Here is a 16560-nt window from a genome sequence, read left to right as displayed (position 1 = left end):
GACGCGCCCGGAACGGGTGCCCGGGCCCCGATCGTCGCGGGCCCGGCCCGCTCGCCCCCGCACCGGCACCCTCCCCGACCGCCGACGCCACCCACGGGCGTACCGGCGACCGGCCCACGGCGTCCACGACCGCCGGGCCGGCCCTGCGGGAAGACTTGGGCAAACCGCCCCCGACTGCGCGATGGGCACGATGTGCGGCCATCACGTGACCGGCCCGACAACGGCCGCACCACCGTCCGGCAGCCCACCCCGACGCGATCGTCACGGGCCCGGCCCGCTCGCCCCCGCACCGGCACCCTTCCCGACCGCCGGCGCCACCCACGGGCGTACCGGCGACCGGCGCCGCGGGTCATCTGCGGCGAGCTCCCCGACCCCGGTCCGTACTTGCCCGGCAGGCTCGTTGGGCCCCGCAGAGCGCGTGGGCACCCCGGGCCGCCATGAGGACGGGGGCCGCAATCGACGGAGTCCTCCCCGGCACGGGGACGTTCCCGACCGGGAGCGCGGGCCGGACCGCGTCGTCCCGCCCGGGGGTCAGCGCAGCGAGGTCAGCGCCGCCCGTACCCGCTCCACCGCGCCCGCCGTGGTCGACGCGTGCGCCGACAGCCGGACGGAGTCCGTCCGCACCGACGGGGTCACCCCGTGCGCGTGCAGTGCCTTGGCGACCTGGGCCGGGTCCACGTCCGGCACCGCGAAGGACACGATGCCCGCCCGCTCGGCACGCGCCACCGGGGACAGCACCTGCCCGCCCGCCGAACGGACCACGTCGATCAGCTCGTCGACCCGGCGCGCGACATGCGCCTCGATCGCGGCCACCCCGACGCCCTCGACCAGCTCCAGCGCCACCGCGAAGGCCGCGGCCGTCACCGGGCTCAGATTGGTGATGCTCCAGCGCAGCGCGTCCGGCGCGACCGGGTGCTCGGTGTCGTCGAAGACGGCGACGTCCTCCACCCCGGTCCACCCCGTCAGCGTGGGCTCCAGCCGCTCCAGGGCCCGGTCCGACAGCGCCGCGAAACCGGTCGCCCAGCTCGCCCGCAGCCACTTCTGGCCGCCCGCCACGACCACGTCCGCCGCCTGCCACGGCAGCTCGACGACGCCGAAGCCCTGCATCGCGTCCACCACGAGCAGCCGGTCGCCGACGACCTCGCGCAGCGCGGCGAGGTCGGCCCGGTACCCGGTGCGGAAGTCCACGGCGCTGACCGAGACCGCCACCACGTCGTCCGTCAGCGCAGCGCGCACCGCGTCCGGGGTCGGCGCGCCGTCCAGCCAGCGCGGGACCGCCCGGCCCAGAGCGGCCGTACGCCGCCACGGGTAGTGGTTGGCGGGGAAGTCGGCCGACGGCACCAGGACGGCGCCTGCGGGCACACCGAAAGCGGCGTGGAAGAGCCCGGTGGAGGCGTTGGGCAGCAGCGCCACGTGCCCGGTGTCCGTCCCCGCCAGCCGGGCCGCCGCGGCCCGGGCGCGCGGCTCAGCCCGCATCAGCTCGTTGACGGTGGTGTGGTCGGCCTCGGCCGACGCCGCCAGGGCGGCCGCTGTAGCGTCCAGGACGTCCCGCGAGGGCGGGCCGTAGCGTGCGAAGTCCAGGTAGCCCTCGGGCTCGCTGAAGTGCCCGGCGTAGCCGGGCAGACCGCCCGTGTGGTCCGTCATGGGTCTCGCCGTCCGTCCGTACTCGTCACACCTTGGCCGCCGCGCCGCCCTTGAGCAGCGACAACCGCACAGTCTCCGCCATGCGCAGGTAGCCGGCGTCACTGGGGTGCAGATGGTCGCCGGAGTCGTAGGCGGGCAGCAGCGCGGAGGGACGGCGCGGGTCGCGCAGCGCCCGGTCGAAGTCGATCACGTCGTCGTACACCGTGCCCGCCCGGATCGCGGCGTTCACCTGCTGCCGCACCGCCTCGGTGTGCGCGTTGAAGCCCGCATGGCCCCCGCTGGGCATCAGCGTGGCGCCCAGCACCCGCAGCCCGCGCTCGTGGCCGCGCGCCACGATCTCCCGCAACCCGGAGAGGATCTCGCGCGCACCGGTCCGCTGCGGCGGCCTGATCACGTCATTGATGCCCAGCTCGACGACGAGCGTGCGGACGCCGGTCTGGGAGAGCGCGTCGCGCTCGAGGCGGCTCAGGCCGCTGGGATTGCCGCCGTTCTCGCCGTCGCGCAGCACCCGGTTGCCGCTGATCCCCTGATTGAGGACGCCGAGCCGCAATCCCCGGTCACCGGAGCCGCGCAGCCGCGCCGCCAGGCGGTCCGGCCAGCGGTGGTTCGCGCCGGACGTGGAGGTGATGCCGTCGGTGATCGAGTCACCGAACAGCACCACCGACCCGGCCGCCTGCCGCGTGAAGACGTCCACCCCCGTCACATAGCGCCAGTAGGGGGTCCGCGCGGTGTAAGCGGCGCCGTCGGTCCGCGCGGTGCGCTCGCCGAGCGCCATGAACGAGGTCTGCCGCGCCCGCGGGTGGTACGTCACCGGGCCCGAGGCCTGCGGCGTGTACGTCGTCACCAGGAGGTCCGCCGCCTGCGGCACGGCCAGTTGCACGGGATCGCTGACGACGCCGCCGCCCGCGGGGATCCGCACCTGCGTCCGCCCGCCGAAGGTCAGCGACCGCATCGTGCCGCGCGCCGCGGCCGGCGACCCCTCGGCCGCCGCGACGGCGACCGTCGCCCGGCCGATCAGCAGCGGCGTCCGGCCGAAGAGGTTGGAGAGGTGGATGCGCACCGAGGTGCCGCCGACACTGGTGTGCACCACGTTGCGGATCGACCACCCCGCGTAGCCCTTGGGCACGTTCGGCTCGCCCCCGACCGGGGATGCCGACCAGGTGCCCACCCAAGAACCGGACGCCGCGGGCGCGGCCTGGTTGGGGACACCGGGCAGTCCGGCCGCCACCGCGGGCCTCCCGGAACGGCCGGAGGAGTCGCCGCGGCCGGCGGTGACGAAGATCGCGGCGGAGAGAACCGCGACCAGCGCGACAATTCCGGCGAGCAGTGCATAACCCGTCGATCTGGCCATGCGGCGCTTCACTCCTGGGATCAAAGGGCGGGAAACCGGCGCGATCCGCTGCCGCCATGATCCCATGGAGGCGTCGGGCCTGCCCGTCTGCATTGTCGGACGCCGGGAACTCGTTGTTCGTTCCACTCGAAGAGTGTGGTGTGGACGATACGCGGAAGGAGTGGATGCGGCGGATGGAAACGGCTGCGGTGACCGGATCGGACCAAGACCCGACTCCGGCGTTCTCGTACAGCCCCGCCGACGAGGGCAGGCGGCGCGGCGTACGACGCATGAAGGTGATCGCCACCGGCCTGCTGCTGGTGGCAACAGCCGTGTACGGGCTGGCCAAGTGGGCCGAGTCGGCGGGGGTCGGCGCGTGGTCCGGCTACGTCGCGGCCGCCGCCGAGGCGGGCATGGTCGGCGCCCTCGCCGACTGGTTCGCGGTGACCGCGCTCTTCCGCAGACCGCTCGGCCTGCCCATCCCGCACACCGCGATCATCCCCACCAAGAAGGACGCGCTCGGCCGCACCCTCGGCGACTTCGTCGGCGAGAACTTCCTGTCCCCGCAGGTCGTCCGCACCCGGCTGCGCAAGGTCGGCATCGCCCGGCGGCTCGGCGCCTGGCTGGAACACCCCGACCACGCCGACCGCGTCACCGAACAGGGCGCCGCCGCCCTGCGCGGCGCCCTGACCGTGCTGCGCGACTCCGACGTCCAGGCGGTGGTCGGCGAGGCCATCACCCGGCGCGCCGACGCCCAGGAGATCGCCCCGGGGATCGGGAAGATGCTGGAGCGCGTCGTCGCCGACGGCGGGCACCGGCGAGTGGTCGACCTGGTCTGCGTCCGGGCGCACGACTGGCTGGTCGAGCACTCCGACTCGGTGATGCACGCCGTCCAGGAGGGCGCCCCCGGCTGGACCCCGCGCTTCGTGGACCGCCGGGTCGGCGAACGCGTCTACAAGGAACTCGTGCGCTTCACCGCCGAGATGCGGGACATGCCCGAGCACCCCGCCCGCGGCGCCATCGACCGCTTCCTGGCCGACTTCGCCCGTGAACTGCAGTCCGACCCCGACACCCGGACCCGCGTCGAACGGCTCAAGAAGGACCTGATCGCCCGCGACGAGGTCCAGGACCTCATCGAGTCCGCGTGGGGCTCGGTCCGCGGCATGATCGTCGCCGCCGCCGAGGACGAGCGCAGCGAACTGCGGCTGCGGGCCCGGGCCTCGCTGCTGTCGCTGGGCGCGCGGATGACCGAGGACCCCCGGCTCACCGCCAAGATCGACGGCTGGCTGGAGGACGCCGCCACGTACGTGGTCACCACCTACCGCGACGAGATCACCGCGCTGATCACCGACACCATCGCCGGGTGGGACCCCGAGCAGACCACCCGCAAGATCGAGGCGAACGTCGGCAGGGACCTGCAGTTCATCCGGATCAACGGCACCGTCGTCGGCTCCCTGGCGGGGCTGGTCATCTACACCGTGTCACGGCTTCTGACGGGGTAGCGGGGCGGTGGCGTGAAGCGGGGAGGCCACGGAACCAGGAAACTGACGCCACGTCACCTGCCCGGCCGGCATGGCCACCCGCCCCACGTTCCGCCACGCCGGCAGGGACGCGCGCTGCCGGGCCCCGGCGAAACCGCCCTCGCCCTCGGCGCCGTCCCGTCACGTGGCCCAGGCGGCGGCGCGCACCGGGTCACCACCCTGGAGCGGCAACGGGACCACACCGGCCCCTCCGACACCCCCACCCCCAAGACATCGGATGAATCCGCACCAGCCGGCGGCACCGCACCCAGGAGCCGACCCCGCAGCCGGCGGCGCCGACGCCCGCAACACCGTCCACCCCCGCCGCCACATGACCGGACCCGGCCACCACATCACCCACACCACTGGGGCGACTCGCCGCAGCGGAACCACGCCGACCCCCCGTACGTCATCCCCTGCGGAACGAACGGAAGGAGGAGTCCCCATGATGCGAAGCACCGCCGCAGCCGCACGCGTGCACGGCGCCGCCCTCCTGCTCCTCCTCACAGGCCTCCTGCTCACCCACAGCGGCCTCACCACCACCGTCGCCGCCGCCGCGACCACCGCCACGCTCGCCCTCCTGCTCGGCAGCGCCCTCCGCCTCTCGGCCACCGCACCCTCCGTACCCCGCGGACGCGTCCGCACCGCGCTGCGCGACCGGGAACGCCGCACCGCCTTCCTCCCCCAGCGCGACCCCGACGCCTCCGGCCGCCCACGCCCCAGGGCTCCCGGCCGCCCCCTCCCGACGGCCGCCTAGGGGCAACGCCACCGCCACCGCACCACACGGCACCCGCTGCCCCACCGCGCCCCGTCACGCCGCGCCCACCCGACCGACCGGCACGACGACACCCGCGGAGGGTCCCACCCCCATGTCCGTGTTCACGCACGCCCTGCTCACCCTCACCGACAACCTCGCCCCCCTCACCGGACGCGCCGCCGCACCCGCCGCCGCGATCGTCCTCGTCACCCTCCTGGTACGACTCGCCCTCCACCCCCTCGCCCGCGCCGCCGCCCGCGGCGAGAAGGCCCGCACCGCACTCGCCCCACGCGTCGCCGAACTGCGCCGCAAGCACGCACGCGACCCCCAGGAACTCCAGCGCGCCCTCAACGGCCTCTACACCCAGCAGGGCGCCTCCCCCTTCGCCGGCATGCTCCCGACCCTCCTCCAACTGCCCGCCTTCTTCGTGCTCTACCACGCCTCCTCCACCGCCCGGATCGCCGACGACCGGACCGGCGCCCTGCACGTCGCGATCCTCGTCGTGGTCGCCGCCGTCGCCTACTGGTCCTACCGCCGCGCCCGCAAGGCCTCCCCCGACGCCCAGGGCCTCGCCAAGCACCTCCCGCTGCTCTCCTTCGGCACCCTGGTCACCGCCGCCGTCGTCCCCCCGGCCGCCGGGCTCTACATCGCCACCTCCGCCGCCTGGACCGTCGCCGAACGCGCCTATCTGCACAGGCCACGCCGTGGGCAAGGGGTTGCGGACGCCGCCCCCGCGGCTGGAGGATCAACCAAGACCTCCGATGACCGCCCCCATCGGACATGACCCCGGACACGACCACCGACATGACCACCACCCCCGACCACACCCGGAGAGTCTTGTGAAGCTGCTGCGAGTCGGCCCCGCCGGAGCCGAACGCCCGGCCCTGCTCGACCAGGACGGCACCCTGCGCGACCTGTCCTCCCTCACCCCCGACATCGACGGCCCCCTGCTCGCCGACGCGGACACCCTCGCCCGCATCCGCGCCGCGGCCGCCGACGGCACCCTCCCCGCCCTCGACCCCGACGACCTGCGCGTCGGCCCGCCGCTCAGCCGCATCGGCAAGATCGTCTGCATCGGCCTCAACTACCACGACCACGCCCGCGAGACCGGCGCCGCCGTCCCCGACGAGCCCATCCTCTTCATGAAGGCCCCCGACACCGTCGTCGGCCCCGACGACACCGTCCTCGTCCCCCGCGGCAGCCTCAAGACCGACTGGGAGGTCGAACTCGCCGTCGTCATCGGCGCCGAACTGCGCTACGCGGCCGGCGAATCGGAGGCCCTCGCCGCCGTGGCCGGCTACGCCGTCTCCCACGACGTCTCCGAACGCGCCTTCCAGATCGAGCGCGGCGGCCAATGGGACAAGGGCAAGAACTGCGAGACCTTCAACCCCCTCGGCCCCTGGCTCGTCACCGCCGACGAGGTCCCCGACCCCCAGGCGCTGGGCCTGCGGCTGTGGGTCAACGGCGACCTCAAGCAGGACGGCAGCACCGCCGAGCAGATCTTCCCGGTCGCCGAAGTCGTCCGCTACGTCAGCCAGTTCATGACGCTCTACCCCGGCGACGTCATCAACACCGGCACCCCGGCCGGCGTCGCCCTCGGCCGCCCCGAGCCCAAGCCCTACCTCCGGGCCGGCGACGTCGTCGAGCTCGAGATCGACGGGCTCGGCCACCAGCGCCAGGTCCTCAAGGACGCGTAGCCCCCCAACCCCCCGCCGAAGGGCGCCCGGCACGACACGCCGGGCGCCCTCGCCGCATCCGGACGGCGTAACCGTCGTACAAGTGCGTCGTTAAAGCGTGCGAAAGTGCAACACACGACCGCACGGGGGAAATCAGTGCGCGCAAGCCCCTACACCCGCGATCTCTTGTCCGACGCCGTCGCGTCGTCGCGTACGCTCACCGAGGCGATGATCAAGCTCGGGCTGGACCCGAAGAGCCCGACCAGGGGCTACCTCCGTGAGCGGATGAGACGGTTGCACGTGGACACATCGCATTTCGAACGAGAAGGCGGTCGTTGGACACGCGAACTGCTCACCGAGGCGGTCGCCGCGTCGACAAACATGTATGAGGTACTCAGCCACCTGGGGGTGGACGCCGTCGGCGGCCAGCACACGCACATCAGTCGACGCATCCGCGGGTTCGGCATCGACATCTCGCATTTCGTGACCAGAGCGCGAAGCAAGGGCCGACGGTCGCATGACGAACTCCTGGTCAGGCAGGAAGCAGGGACGGCCCGTCGCGTTCACAGTGACCGGCTCAAGAGCGCGCTGCTGGCGAAGGGCGTCGCCGAGTGCTGCGCGCTCTGCGGTACGGAGCCCGTGTGGTGCGGCCGGCCGCTGCCCTTGGAGGTCGACCACATCGACGGCAACTGGCGGGACAACCGCCTCCGCAATCTCCGTCTGCTGTGCCCGAACTGCCACGCGACGACCGATACGTACCGGGGCCGGGGCAAGCGGCACGACCGGAGCACCACCCAGTGAGCGCCGGGACCCCGTACACCCGCGAACTGCTCGAGGAAGCGGCGGCTCGATGCCATTCCATGAAGGAGGTCGTGGCGTTTCTCGACAGGGTTCCCTACGAAAAGCTGCACCGCTACCTGTACAAGCGGTTCGGTGACTTCGGCATCGACATCTCCCATTTCCGCGGGCTCACTTACGGCGCAGGCCGCAAGCGCCCTCGACCCACGCCCACAGAACTCCGCGAGGCCGTGGCGCTTTCCGTGTCGGTGGCCGAGACCCTCCGTCGACTGAGCAGGCCCGACAACACGCGCACCCGCGCGCTGTTCCGTGCTTGGCTGGCCGAGGACGGACTGGATACCGGGCACTTCCTCGGGCAGGCACACGGCAACCGGAACAGCACCAGGGGCAGGAAGCCCGCAGCCGCCATCCTCGTCGCGCGCAGCGACGGCTACCGCACCAAAGCGGTACTCCTGCGAAGGGCCCTCGCCGAGATCGGCGTGCCGTCCCAGTGCGCACAATGCGGCACCGGCGAGCGCTGGCTCGGCAGGCCGATGACGCTGGAAGTGGATCATATCAACGGCGACCCGCTGGACGACCGAGCGGAGAATCTGCGGCTGTTGTGTCCGAACTGTCATGCCGTCACCGACACCTGGTGCCGTGGGGGCAGACGCCCGGCAGTCAGGTAAACCACCTACGATTCCGCAGCCGCCACCCGTTACCATGGGTGGCGGCTAGCGGCGGTGGCGCAGAGGTGACGCAGCAGACTTAGGATCTGTGGCCCTTGATCGGGCTTGAGGGTTCGAATCCCTTCCGCCGCACCCCTTGCGGCCTGCGAATCCACGAATTGGGTGCGCAGGCCGCAACGCTCTCACCCCAGCAGTTCCCCCACCACCGGCACCAGCGCCCGGAAGGCCTGACCGCGGTGGCTGATGGCGTTCTTCTCCTCCGCGGTGAGCTCGGCGCAGGTCCGGGACTCGCCGAGCGGCTGGAGGATCGGGTCGTAGCCGAACCCGCCCGCGCCGTGGGGCTCGAAGCGCAGCGTGCCGAGGAGGCGGCCCTCGACGACGCGTTCGGTGCCGTCGGGGAGGGCGAGGGCGGCGGCGCACGCGAAGTGGGCGGCGCGGTGGGGGGCGTCGATGTCGGAGAGCTGGGCGAGGAGGAGCTCGAGGTTGGCGCGGTCGTCGCCGTGCTTGCCGGCCCAGCGGGCGGAGAAGATGCCGGGGGCGCCGCCGAGGACGTCGACGCAGAGGCCGGAGTCGTCGGCGACGGCGGGGTGGCCGGTGGCCTGGGCGAGGGCGTGGGCCTTGAGGAGGGCGTTCTCCGCGAAGGTGACGCCGGTCTCGCGGACGTCGGGGATCTCGGGGTAGGCGTCGGCGCCGACGAGCTCCACGCCGAGTCCGGCGTCGGCCAGGATGGCGTGGAGTTCGGCGACCTTGTGGGCGTTGCGGGTGGCGAGGACCAGGCGGGTGTGCGGCATGGTCCGATTATCCCGTCAGCCGGGGGTGCAGACCTTGGAGAGTTCGGATGCGGCGTCGGCGACGGGGGTGATGTCGGGGACTTCGCCGTTCTCGGCGGCCTTCTGTGCGTTCTCGACGGCTTTTTGGAGGTCGCCCACGGCGGTGTCGACGTCGGCGTTGCCGGTCTTGTCGCCGAGTTCGGCGAGGTCGTCGGCGATCTGGTCGAGGGCGTTGGCGGCGTCCTGTGGGCTGTTGCCGGCGTTGCTGACGGCGTTCTGCAGGTTCTGGACGTCGGTGGCGACCTGGGTTGCGACGTTGGCGCAGTCGAGGGCTTTGTCGACGGCGTCCACGGCGCTGCAGCCGACGAGGGCGGTGGTGCCGAGGGCGGCCGCGGTGGCGAGCGCTGCGAGGCGGCGGGTGCGTGGGTGCATACCTTTACATACGCACCGCGCCGTCCTCGGGTTGCGTTTTCCAGACCTTCTCTTTGTCAGCCCTTGGTGATCTGTTCGAGTTCGGTGAGGGCGGCGCGCTGGAGCGCGTCGAGTTCGGTGCAGCCGGCGACGGCGAGGTCGAGGAGGCTGTTGAGTTCCTTGCGGTCGAAGGGCTGGCCCTCGGCGGTGCCCTGGACCTCGACGAAGCGGCCGTCGCCGGTGCAGACGACGTTCATGTCGGTCTCGGCGCGGACGTCCTCCTCGTAGCAGAGGTCGAGCATGGGGACGCCGTCGATGATGCCGACGCTGACGGCGCTGACGGTGCCGCTGAGGGGCTGGGCCTTGGGGCGGACGAGCTTGCGGCCGTGCATCCAGGTGACGGCGTCGGCGAGGGCGACGTAGGCGCCGGTGATGGCGGCGGTGCGGGTGCCGCCGTCGGCCTGGAGGACGTCGCAGTCGAGGACGACGGTGTTCTCGCCGAGTGCCTTGTAGTCGATGACGGCGCGCAGGGAGCGGCCGATGAGGCGGCTGATCTCGTGGGTGCGGCCGCCGATCTTGCCGCGGACGGACTCGCGGTCGCCGCGGGTGTTGGTGGCGCGGGGCAGCATGGCGTATTCGGCGGTGACCCAGCCTTCGCCGCTGCCCTTGCGCCAGCGGGGGACGCCCTCGGTGACGGAGGCGGTGCAGAGGACCTTGGTGTCGCCGAAGGAGACGAGGACGGATCCTTCGGCGTGCTTGCTCCAGCCGCGGTGGATGGTGACGGGGCGGAGCTCTTCGGGGGTGCGGCCGTCGATACGAGACATGGCGTCGAGCCTAGTCGTAGCGCGGCCCGGGGCCCGTGCCGGTCCGGGAACGGGCCCCTTGCGGGTGAGGTGGGGTGGCCCGGCGGTCAGTGCCGGGTCACATCATGTCCTCGATGTCGGCGGCGATGGGGTCGGCGTCGGTGCCGATGACGACCTGGATGGCGGTGCCCATCTTGACGACGCCGTGGGCTCCGGCGGCCTTGAGCGCGGCCTCGTCGACGAGCGAGGCGTCCTTGACCTCCGTGCGGAGACGGGTGATGCAGCCCTCGACTTCCTCGATGTTGTCGAGCCCGCCGAGCCCGGCGACGATCTTCTCTGCCTTGCTGGCCATCTGTACTCCTGGTTGGTCTCGGCCGTTCGGTCCGATTTCACACCGTAATGCAGTGGTGGACCGTATTTGCGGGGATGCATGGGTGACGCAGCCGTGCCGCAACTGGTCTACACCACATTACCTGCCGGGAGGTAGTCCCATGGGTCCGGACGCCGCCGCAGCCGCCCCGCGTCCGAGCCGGAAGTGGGGCTCCGTGCTGTTCCAGGGGCTGCAGAAGATGGGGCGCAGTCTGCAGTTGCCGATCGCTGTGCTGCCGGCGGCGGGCATCTTGAACCGGCTGGGGCAGGACGACGTCTTCGGCCCGGAGGGGCTGGGCTGGGACGGAGTGGCCAAGGTGTTCAACGGCGCGGGCGGCGCGCTGCTGGACGGTTCGCTGGGGCTGCCGCTGCTGTTCGCGGTGGGCGTGGCCATCGGCATGGCGAAGAAGGCGGACGGCTCGACGGCGCTGGCGGCGGTGGCGGGTTTCCTCGTCTACTACGGGGTGCTGCACCAGTTCCCGCAGGACTGTCCGCGGGGGACGGCGTTCCTGGCGACGAGCACCATCAGCGGGGCGTGCATCCCGCCGGGGACGCCGTCAGCGGCGGCTCCGGCGGCGTACCAGAACCCGGGGGTGTTCGGCGGCATCGTGATCGGGCTGCTGACCGCGTTCTTCTGGCAGCGCTACCACCGGACGAGGCTGGTGGACTGGCTGGGCTTCTTCAACGGGCGCCGGCTCGTACCGATCATCATGGCGTTCGTCGGGATCGTCTTCGCGGTGCTGTGCGTGTTCGTCTGGCCGCCGGTCGGCTCCGGACTCACCGCGTTCAGTCAGTGGCTCACGGACCTGGGCTCGTACGGGGCGGGGATCTTCGGTGTGGCGAACCGGGCGTTGCTGACGGTGGGGCTGCACCAGTTCCTCAACGTCTTCGTGTGGTTCCAGTTCGGCAGTTTCACCAAGCCGGACGGGACGGTGGTGCACGGGGACATCACGCGCTTCCTGCAGGGCGACCCGACGGCCGGGCAGTTCACCTCCGGGTTCTTCCCGATCATGATGTTCGCGCTGCCGGCCGCCGCGCTGGCGATCACGCACTGCGCCCGTCCGGCCCGCCGCAAGGAGGTGGGGGGCCTGATGCTGTCGGTGGCGCTGACCTCGTTCGTGACGGGCATCACCGAGCCGATCGAGTACTCGTTCCTGTTCATCGCGCCGGCGCTGTACGCGATCCACGCGGTGCTGACCGGGGTGTCCATGGCGGTGACATGGGGCCTGGGGGTGCACGACGGCTTCACGTTCTCGGCGGGGCTGATCGACTACGTCATCAACTGGAACCTCGCGACGAAGCCGTGGTTGATCGTCCCGATCGGGCTGGTCTTCGCGGCGGTGTACTACACGCTCTTCCGCTTCGTGATCACCAGGTTCGACCTGGCGACACCGGGGCGTGAGCCGGAGGAGATCGCGGAGGAGATGGAGCGGGGCAACGTCAGGGCGTAGCGAGAGCACCACGCTCGGGAGTGTGGTCTAGACCACATCGGAGGAGCCTTTCCTTGACGCGCCGCTTACATGTTAATACTGGTCTACACCACTCGGTGGTTTAGACCAGGAGGAACCCCCCCCATGACAACCGCCACCGCATCGGCGGCCCCCGCAGCGAAGAAGCGGGGCTCCGGCCTTTTCCAGGGCCTGCAGAAGGTCGGCCGCAGCCTGCAGCTGCCGATCGCCGTCCTGCCGGCGGCGGGCATTCTGCTGCGTCTCGGCCAGCCCGACGTGCACGAGAAGTGGCACTTCCCGACCAAGCTGGTCGAGATCTTCGGAACGGCCGGCGGCGCGGTCTTCGACAATTTGCCGTTGCTCTTCTGCATCGGCGTGGCGATCGGTTTCGCCAAGAAGGCGGACGGCTCCACCGCACTGGCGGCCCTCGTCGGCTTCCTGGTCTACAGCAACGTCCTGAAGGCCTTCCCGGTCACCGAGGCCAAGATCCAGGCAGGCGCGGACATCCCCGCGACCTACAACAATCCGGGCGTCCTCGGCGGCATCTTGATGGGGCTGCTCTCGGCCGTCCTCTGGCAGCGGTTCCACCGCACGCGGCTCAAGGACTGGCTGGGCTTCTTCAACGGCCGCCGTCTCGTGCCCATCATCATGGCCTTCGTCGGCACGCTCGTGGGCATCTTCTTCGGTCTGGTCTGGGAACCCATCGGTGAGGTCATCAGTGACTTCGGCGAGTGGATGACCGGTCTCGGCAGCGTGGGCGCCGGCCTCTTCGGCCTGATCAACCGAGGGCTGATCCCGATCGGCATGCACCAGTTCGTCAACTCGGTGGCCTGGTTCCAGCTCGGCGACTTCACCAACAGCGCCGGCGAGGTCGTCCACGGTGACCTCACCCGCTTCTTTGACCACGACCCGACTGCCGGGCAGTTCATGTCCGGCTTCTTCCCGATCATGATGTTCGGCCTGCCGGCCGCCGCCCTCGCCATCGCACACTCCGCCCGGCCCGAGCGCCGGAAAGCCGTGCTCGGCATGATGATGTCGCTGGCGCTTACCTCGTTCCTGACCGGCATCACCGAGCCGATCGAGTTCTCGTTCATGTTCATCGCCCCGTTGCTGTTCGCCGTCCACGCCGTACTCACGGCGCTGTCCATGGCGATCACCTGGGGATTCGGTGTGCATCACGGCTTCACGTTCTCGGCTGGTGCCATCGACTACGGCATGAACTGGACGTTCGCAACGAAACCCTGGCTGATCATCCCCATCGGCCTGGTGTTCGCGGTGATCTACTACGTGGTCTTCCGCTTCGCGATCACCAAGTTCAACCTCCCCACTCCTGGCCGCGAGCCAGACGACGAGCTCGAGGACGCCGCCAAGGCGTAACGCCCGGCGCGACACACGACGAAGCCCCCGGAACCGCCTGGTTCCGGGGGCCTCGTGCTGCTCGGGGAGGGCGTGAGGACGGTCAGACCTCGTAGACCGCGCCGGCCTTCGCCACCTCGACCGGGCCGTCGTAGACCTCGCGGGCGTGCTCGAGGGCGGTCTGCGGGTCGGTCCACGGCGGGATGTGGGTGAGCACCAGCCGCCCGGCCCCCGCGCGGTCCGCGTACTGGCCGGCCTCGCGGCCATTGAGGTGCAGCTCGGGGATGTCCTCCTTGCCGTACGTGAAGGAGGCCTCGCACAGGAAGAGGTCGGTGCCCTCGGTGAGGTTCAGCAGCGCGTCGCAGGGGCCGGTGTCCCCCGAATAGGTGATGGCGCGACCGGCGTGCTCGACACGGAAGCCGAATGCCTCGACGGGGTGGCTGACGACGTCCGCGGTGACGGTGAAGGGGCCGAGACGGAAGGTGCCGGGTTCGAGGGTGCGGAAGTCGAAGACCTCGCTCATGCACTTCTCGTCGGGCACGTCCCCGTACGCGCTGGCCAGCCGCCGCTCGGTGCCCTCGGGCCCGTAGACGGGGATGGCGTGGGCGGGGCCGCCCTCGTGCCGGTAGTAGCGCGCGACGAAGTACCCGCACATGTCGATGCAGTGGTCGGCGTGCAGATGGCTGAGCAGGATGGCGTCGAGGTCGTACAGACCACAGTGGCGCTGCATCTCGCCGAGGGCGCCGTTGCCCATGTCGAGGAGCAGCCTGAAGCCGTCGGCCTCGATGAGGTAGCTCGAGCAGGCCGATTCCGCGGACGGAAACGACCCCGAGCAGCCGACGACGGTGAGCTTCATGTGCAGAAACCTCCGTGGATTGTTCCGGGGGTCTTGCGATGGCGCGCCACGGCGCCCCCGCTCCGCAGGGGGAGGGGGGAGGGGGCGGGAGCGACTCGCCATGTGTTCTTGAGCGTAAGGCGCACGGCGTGCGCGTGCTCCTTCGCGGAGCCCCGTTGTGGGCGGAATCACCAGTACGGCGCCCTCGCCGCCGGAAGTCCGACGGGACGAGGGCGCCGTGGGGTGCGGATCAGGCCCAGAGCTGGCCGTGCAGGGCGGCGACGGCCGCCTCGGTGGACTCGGCGGTGTAGATGCCGGTCGACAGGTACTTCCAGCCGCCGTCGGCGACGACGAACACGATGTCGGCGCGTTCTCCGGCGCGTTCGGCCTTGCGGGCCACGCCGAGGGCGGCGTGCAGGGCGGCTCCGGTGGAGACGCCGGCGAAGATGCCCTCCTGCTGGAGCAGTTCGCGGGTGCGGCGGACCGCGTCCACGGAGCCGACGGAGAAGCGGGTGGTGAGGACGGACTCGTCGTACAGCTCGGGGATGAAGCCCTCGTCGAGGTTGCGCAGTCCGTAGACGAGGTCGTCGTAGCGGGGCTCGGCGGCGACGATCTGTACGCCGGGGACCTTCTCGCGCAGGTAGCGGCCGACGCCCATGAGGGTGCCGGTGGTACCGAGACCGGCGACGAAGTGGGTGACGGAGGGGAGGTCGGCGAGGATCTCGGGTCCGGTGCCGGCGTAGTGGGCGCCGGCGTTGTCCGGGTTGCCGTACTGGTAGAGCATCACCCAGTCGGGGTGCTGCTCGGCCAGTTCCTTGGCGGCGCGGACGGCGGTGTTGGAGCCGCCGGCGGCCGGGGAGGGGATGATCTCGGCGCCCCACATCGTGAGCAGCTCGCGCCGCTCGGACGAGGTGTTCTCGGGCATGACGCAGACCATGCGGTAGCCCTTGAGCCGGGCCGCCATGGCGAGCGAGATGCCGGTGTTGCCGGAGGTGGGTTCGAGGATCGTGCAGCCGGGGGTGAGCCGTCCGGCGCGCTCGGCCTGCTCGATCATGTGCAGGGCCGGGCGGTCCTTGACCGAGCCCGTGGGGTTGCGGTCCTCCAGCTTGGCCCAGACGGAGACCTCGGTGGAGGGGGACAGGCGCGGCAGCCGTACCAGCGGGGTGTTGCCGACGGCTGCCAGCGGGCTGTCGTACCGCATCAGCGCACGCCGACGCGGCCGGCCGGCAGGCCGCTGCCGCCGGCGACGGCCGGGAGGATCGTCACGCTGTCGCCGTCGGTGAGCTTGGTGGTGATGCCGTCGAGGAAGCGGACGTCCTCGTCGTTGAGGTAGACGTTCACGAAGCGCCGCAGCTCACCGCCGTCGACGATGCGCTCGCGGATGCCTGTGTGGCGGGTGTCGAGGTCGGCGAAGAGTTCGCCGAGGGTGCTGCCGCTGCCTTCGACGGCCTTGGCGCCGCCGGTGTAGGTGCGGAGGATGGTCGGGATGCGGACCTCGATGGCCATGCGTCGGCTCCAGTGGGTGCGTGAGTACGGCGGGAAGGCGGGGATGCGCGGGCTGACGGTGCTCAGGCGCACGGACATGCCGCGCTGGCGAGGCGGCACAGGTCGACGTGCAGCCGCGCCACGAGCAGCGTGCCCGGCGCCTTGTCGCTCACGTCGTGGGAAACCATGGGGTCATCGTATCGATTCCCCCGGGGCCCCAGAGACGGGTGTCCCAGGATGCGGACCGTCGCGTCTCAGATGTAGGAGTCGACGATCTCGACGGGCTCCTCGGTGACCTCGCCGTCCACGATGCGGAACGAGCGGAACTGGAAGGGGCCGGCGTCGTCGGTGTCGGCGGTGGAGACCAGCACGTAGTGGGCGCCGGGCTCGTTGGCGTAGGAGATGTCGGTGCGCGAGGGGTAGGCCTCGGTGGCGGTGTGCGAGTGGTAGACGACCACCGGTTCCTCGTCGCGGTCGTCGAGTTCGCGGTAGAGCTTCAGCAGGTCGGTGGAGTCGAACTCGTAGAACGTGGGCGAGCGGGCCGCGTTGAGCATCGGGATGTGCCGCTCGGGCCGGTCGGTGCCGGCCGGTCCCGCGATCACGCCGCAGGCCTCGTCCGGGTGGTCGGCGCGCGCGTGGGCGACGAGCGCGTCGTGCAGGGCACGGGTGATGGTCAGCATGGTCGTCAGG

At 71.4% G+C, this 16560-nt stretch carries 19 protein-coding genes and 1 tRNA gene; 9 read left to right on the top strand and 11 right to left on the bottom strand.

Annotated features, from left to right (window positions below):
* Positions 1-531: 531 nt before the first annotated feature.
* Positions 532-1644 carry an aminotransferase class V-fold PLP-dependent enzyme gene (locus ACRWNP_RS04890; protein WP_431959681.1) on the bottom strand — a complete coding sequence of 371 codons (1113 nt, stop codon included), beginning with the start codon at positions 1642-1644 and terminating at the stop codon, positions 532-534.
* A 25-nt stretch (positions 1645-1669) separates the two neighbouring features.
* A complete protein-coding gene (locus ACRWNP_RS04885) occupies positions 1670-2995 on the bottom strand; it encodes an SGNH/GDSL hydrolase family protein (RefSeq protein WP_431959680.1) in 1326 nt (441 codons plus the stop codon).
* A gap of 164 nt (positions 2996-3159) precedes the next feature.
* Between ACRWNP_RS04885 and ACRWNP_RS04880 the strand changes: the two genes are divergently transcribed.
* The 7 genes from ACRWNP_RS04880 to ACRWNP_RS04850 all read left to right on the top strand — a co-directional run bounded on the left by ACRWNP_RS04880 (position 3160) and on the right by ACRWNP_RS04850 (position 8525).
* Positions 3160-4476: a DUF445 domain-containing protein gene (locus ACRWNP_RS04880; protein ID WP_431959828.1), complete on the top strand. Its 1317-nt coding sequence runs from the start codon at positions 3160-3162 to the stop codon at positions 4474-4476.
* Between the two features lie 463 nt (positions 4477-4939).
* Positions 4940-5251, top strand: a complete 312-nt coding sequence (locus ACRWNP_RS04875) for a DUF6412 domain-containing protein (RefSeq protein WP_431959679.1) — start codon at positions 4940-4942, stop codon at positions 5249-5251.
* Between the two features lie 112 nt (positions 5252-5363).
* Entirely contained in the window at positions 5364-6035 is a 672-nt protein-coding gene (locus tag ACRWNP_RS04870; protein WP_431959678.1) for a YidC/Oxa1 family membrane protein insertase, read from the top strand.
* A gap of 55 nt (positions 6036-6090) precedes the next feature.
* Complete coding sequence (locus ACRWNP_RS04865; RefSeq protein ID WP_431959677.1) at positions 6091-6948, top strand: fumarylacetoacetate hydrolase family protein; 858 nt, start codon at positions 6091-6093, stop codon at positions 6946-6948.
* 135 nt (positions 6949-7083) lie between these two features.
* Positions 7084-7728 carry an HNH endonuclease gene (locus tag ACRWNP_RS04860; protein ID WP_431959827.1) on the top strand — a complete coding sequence of 215 codons (645 nt, stop codon included), beginning with the start codon at positions 7084-7086 and terminating at the stop codon, positions 7726-7728.
* Positions 7725-8393: an HNH endonuclease gene (locus ACRWNP_RS04855; protein WP_431959676.1), complete on the top strand. Its 669-nt coding sequence runs from the start codon at positions 7725-7727 to the stop codon at positions 8391-8393. The genes ACRWNP_RS04860 and ACRWNP_RS04855 overlap by 4 nt, the downstream gene beginning before the upstream one ends.
* Positions 8394-8441: 48 nt before the next feature.
* Positions 8442-8525 (top strand) — tRNA-Leu (locus tag ACRWNP_RS04850).
* 50 nt (positions 8526-8575) lie between these two features.
* Here the strand turns inward: ACRWNP_RS04850 and rdgB are convergent.
* The 4 genes from rdgB to ACRWNP_RS04830 form a co-directional block, all read right to left on the bottom strand.
* Complete coding sequence (gene rdgB / locus ACRWNP_RS04845; RefSeq protein ID WP_431959675.1) at positions 8576-9184, bottom strand: RdgB/HAM1 family non-canonical purine NTP pyrophosphatase; 609 nt, start codon at positions 9182-9184, stop codon at positions 8576-8578.
* Positions 9185-9199: 15 nt separating this feature from the next.
* Positions 9200-9595: a hypothetical protein gene (locus ACRWNP_RS04840; protein ID WP_431959673.1), complete on the bottom strand. Its 396-nt coding sequence runs from the start codon at positions 9593-9595 to the stop codon at positions 9200-9202.
* A gap of 56 nt (positions 9596-9651) precedes the next feature.
* Complete coding sequence (gene rph, locus ACRWNP_RS04835) at positions 9652-10398, bottom strand: ribonuclease PH (RefSeq protein ID WP_431959672.1); 747 nt, start codon at positions 10396-10398, stop codon at positions 9652-9654.
* Between the two features lie 97 nt (positions 10399-10495).
* Positions 10496-10729: a glucose PTS transporter subunit EIIB gene (locus ACRWNP_RS04830; RefSeq protein ID WP_018564026.1), complete on the bottom strand. Its 234-nt coding sequence runs from the start codon at positions 10727-10729 to the stop codon at positions 10496-10498.
* A gap of 139 nt (positions 10730-10868) precedes the next feature.
* Here ACRWNP_RS04830 and ACRWNP_RS04825 point away from each other — a divergent pair, with 139 nt between their 5' ends.
* Together ACRWNP_RS04825 and ACRWNP_RS04820 are read left to right on the top strand one after the other, a co-directional pair.
* A complete protein-coding gene (locus ACRWNP_RS04825) occupies positions 10869-12197 on the top strand; it encodes a PTS transporter subunit EIIC (RefSeq protein ID WP_431959671.1) in 1329 nt (442 codons plus the stop codon).
* A gap of 123 nt (positions 12198-12320) precedes the next feature.
* Positions 12321-13571, top strand: a complete 1251-nt coding sequence (locus tag ACRWNP_RS04820; RefSeq protein ID WP_431959670.1) for a PTS transporter subunit EIIC — start codon at positions 12321-12323, stop codon at positions 13569-13571.
* Positions 13572-13653: 82 nt separating this feature from the next.
* Here the strand turns inward: ACRWNP_RS04820 and ACRWNP_RS04815 are convergent, their stop codons facing one another.
* From ACRWNP_RS04815 to ACRWNP_RS04795, 5 genes are all read right to left on the bottom strand, one after another.
* Entirely contained in the window at positions 13654-14406 is a 753-nt protein-coding gene (locus tag ACRWNP_RS04815; RefSeq protein ID WP_431959669.1) for an MBL fold metallo-hydrolase, read from the bottom strand.
* A gap of 229 nt (positions 14407-14635) precedes the next feature.
* A complete protein-coding gene (locus ACRWNP_RS04810) occupies positions 14636-15586 on the bottom strand; it encodes a PLP-dependent cysteine synthase family protein (RefSeq protein ID WP_431959668.1) in 951 nt (316 codons plus the stop codon).
* The gene (locus ACRWNP_RS04805; RefSeq protein WP_431959826.1) at positions 15586-15891 is read right to left on the bottom strand and encodes a MoaD/ThiS family protein; all 306 of its coding nucleotides are present in this window, start codon (positions 15889-15891) and stop codon (positions 15586-15588) included. Before ACRWNP_RS04805 ends, ACRWNP_RS04810 begins: the two co-directional genes overlap by 1 nt.
* A 62-nt stretch (positions 15892-15953) precedes the next feature.
* The gene (locus ACRWNP_RS04800) at positions 15954-16058 is read right to left on the bottom strand and encodes a putative leader peptide (protein ID WP_431959667.1); all 105 of its coding nucleotides are present in this window, start codon (positions 16056-16058) and stop codon (positions 15954-15956) included.
* Positions 16059-16124: 66 nt separating this feature from the next.
* Positions 16125-16550: a Mov34/MPN/PAD-1 family protein gene (locus tag ACRWNP_RS04795; protein ID WP_431959666.1), complete on the bottom strand. Its 426-nt coding sequence runs from the start codon at positions 16548-16550 to the stop codon at positions 16125-16127.
* Positions 16551-16560 lie beyond the last annotated feature (10 nt).

Origin of the sequence: Actinacidiphila sp. bgisy160 (assembly GCF_965342435.1) — a bacterium.
Classification (GTDB): Bacteria; Actinomycetota; Actinomycetes; order Streptomycetales; family Streptomycetaceae; genus Actinacidiphila.
Note: the sequence above shows the minus strand (reverse complement) of the source record. Positions and strands in the feature narration are given on the sequence as shown.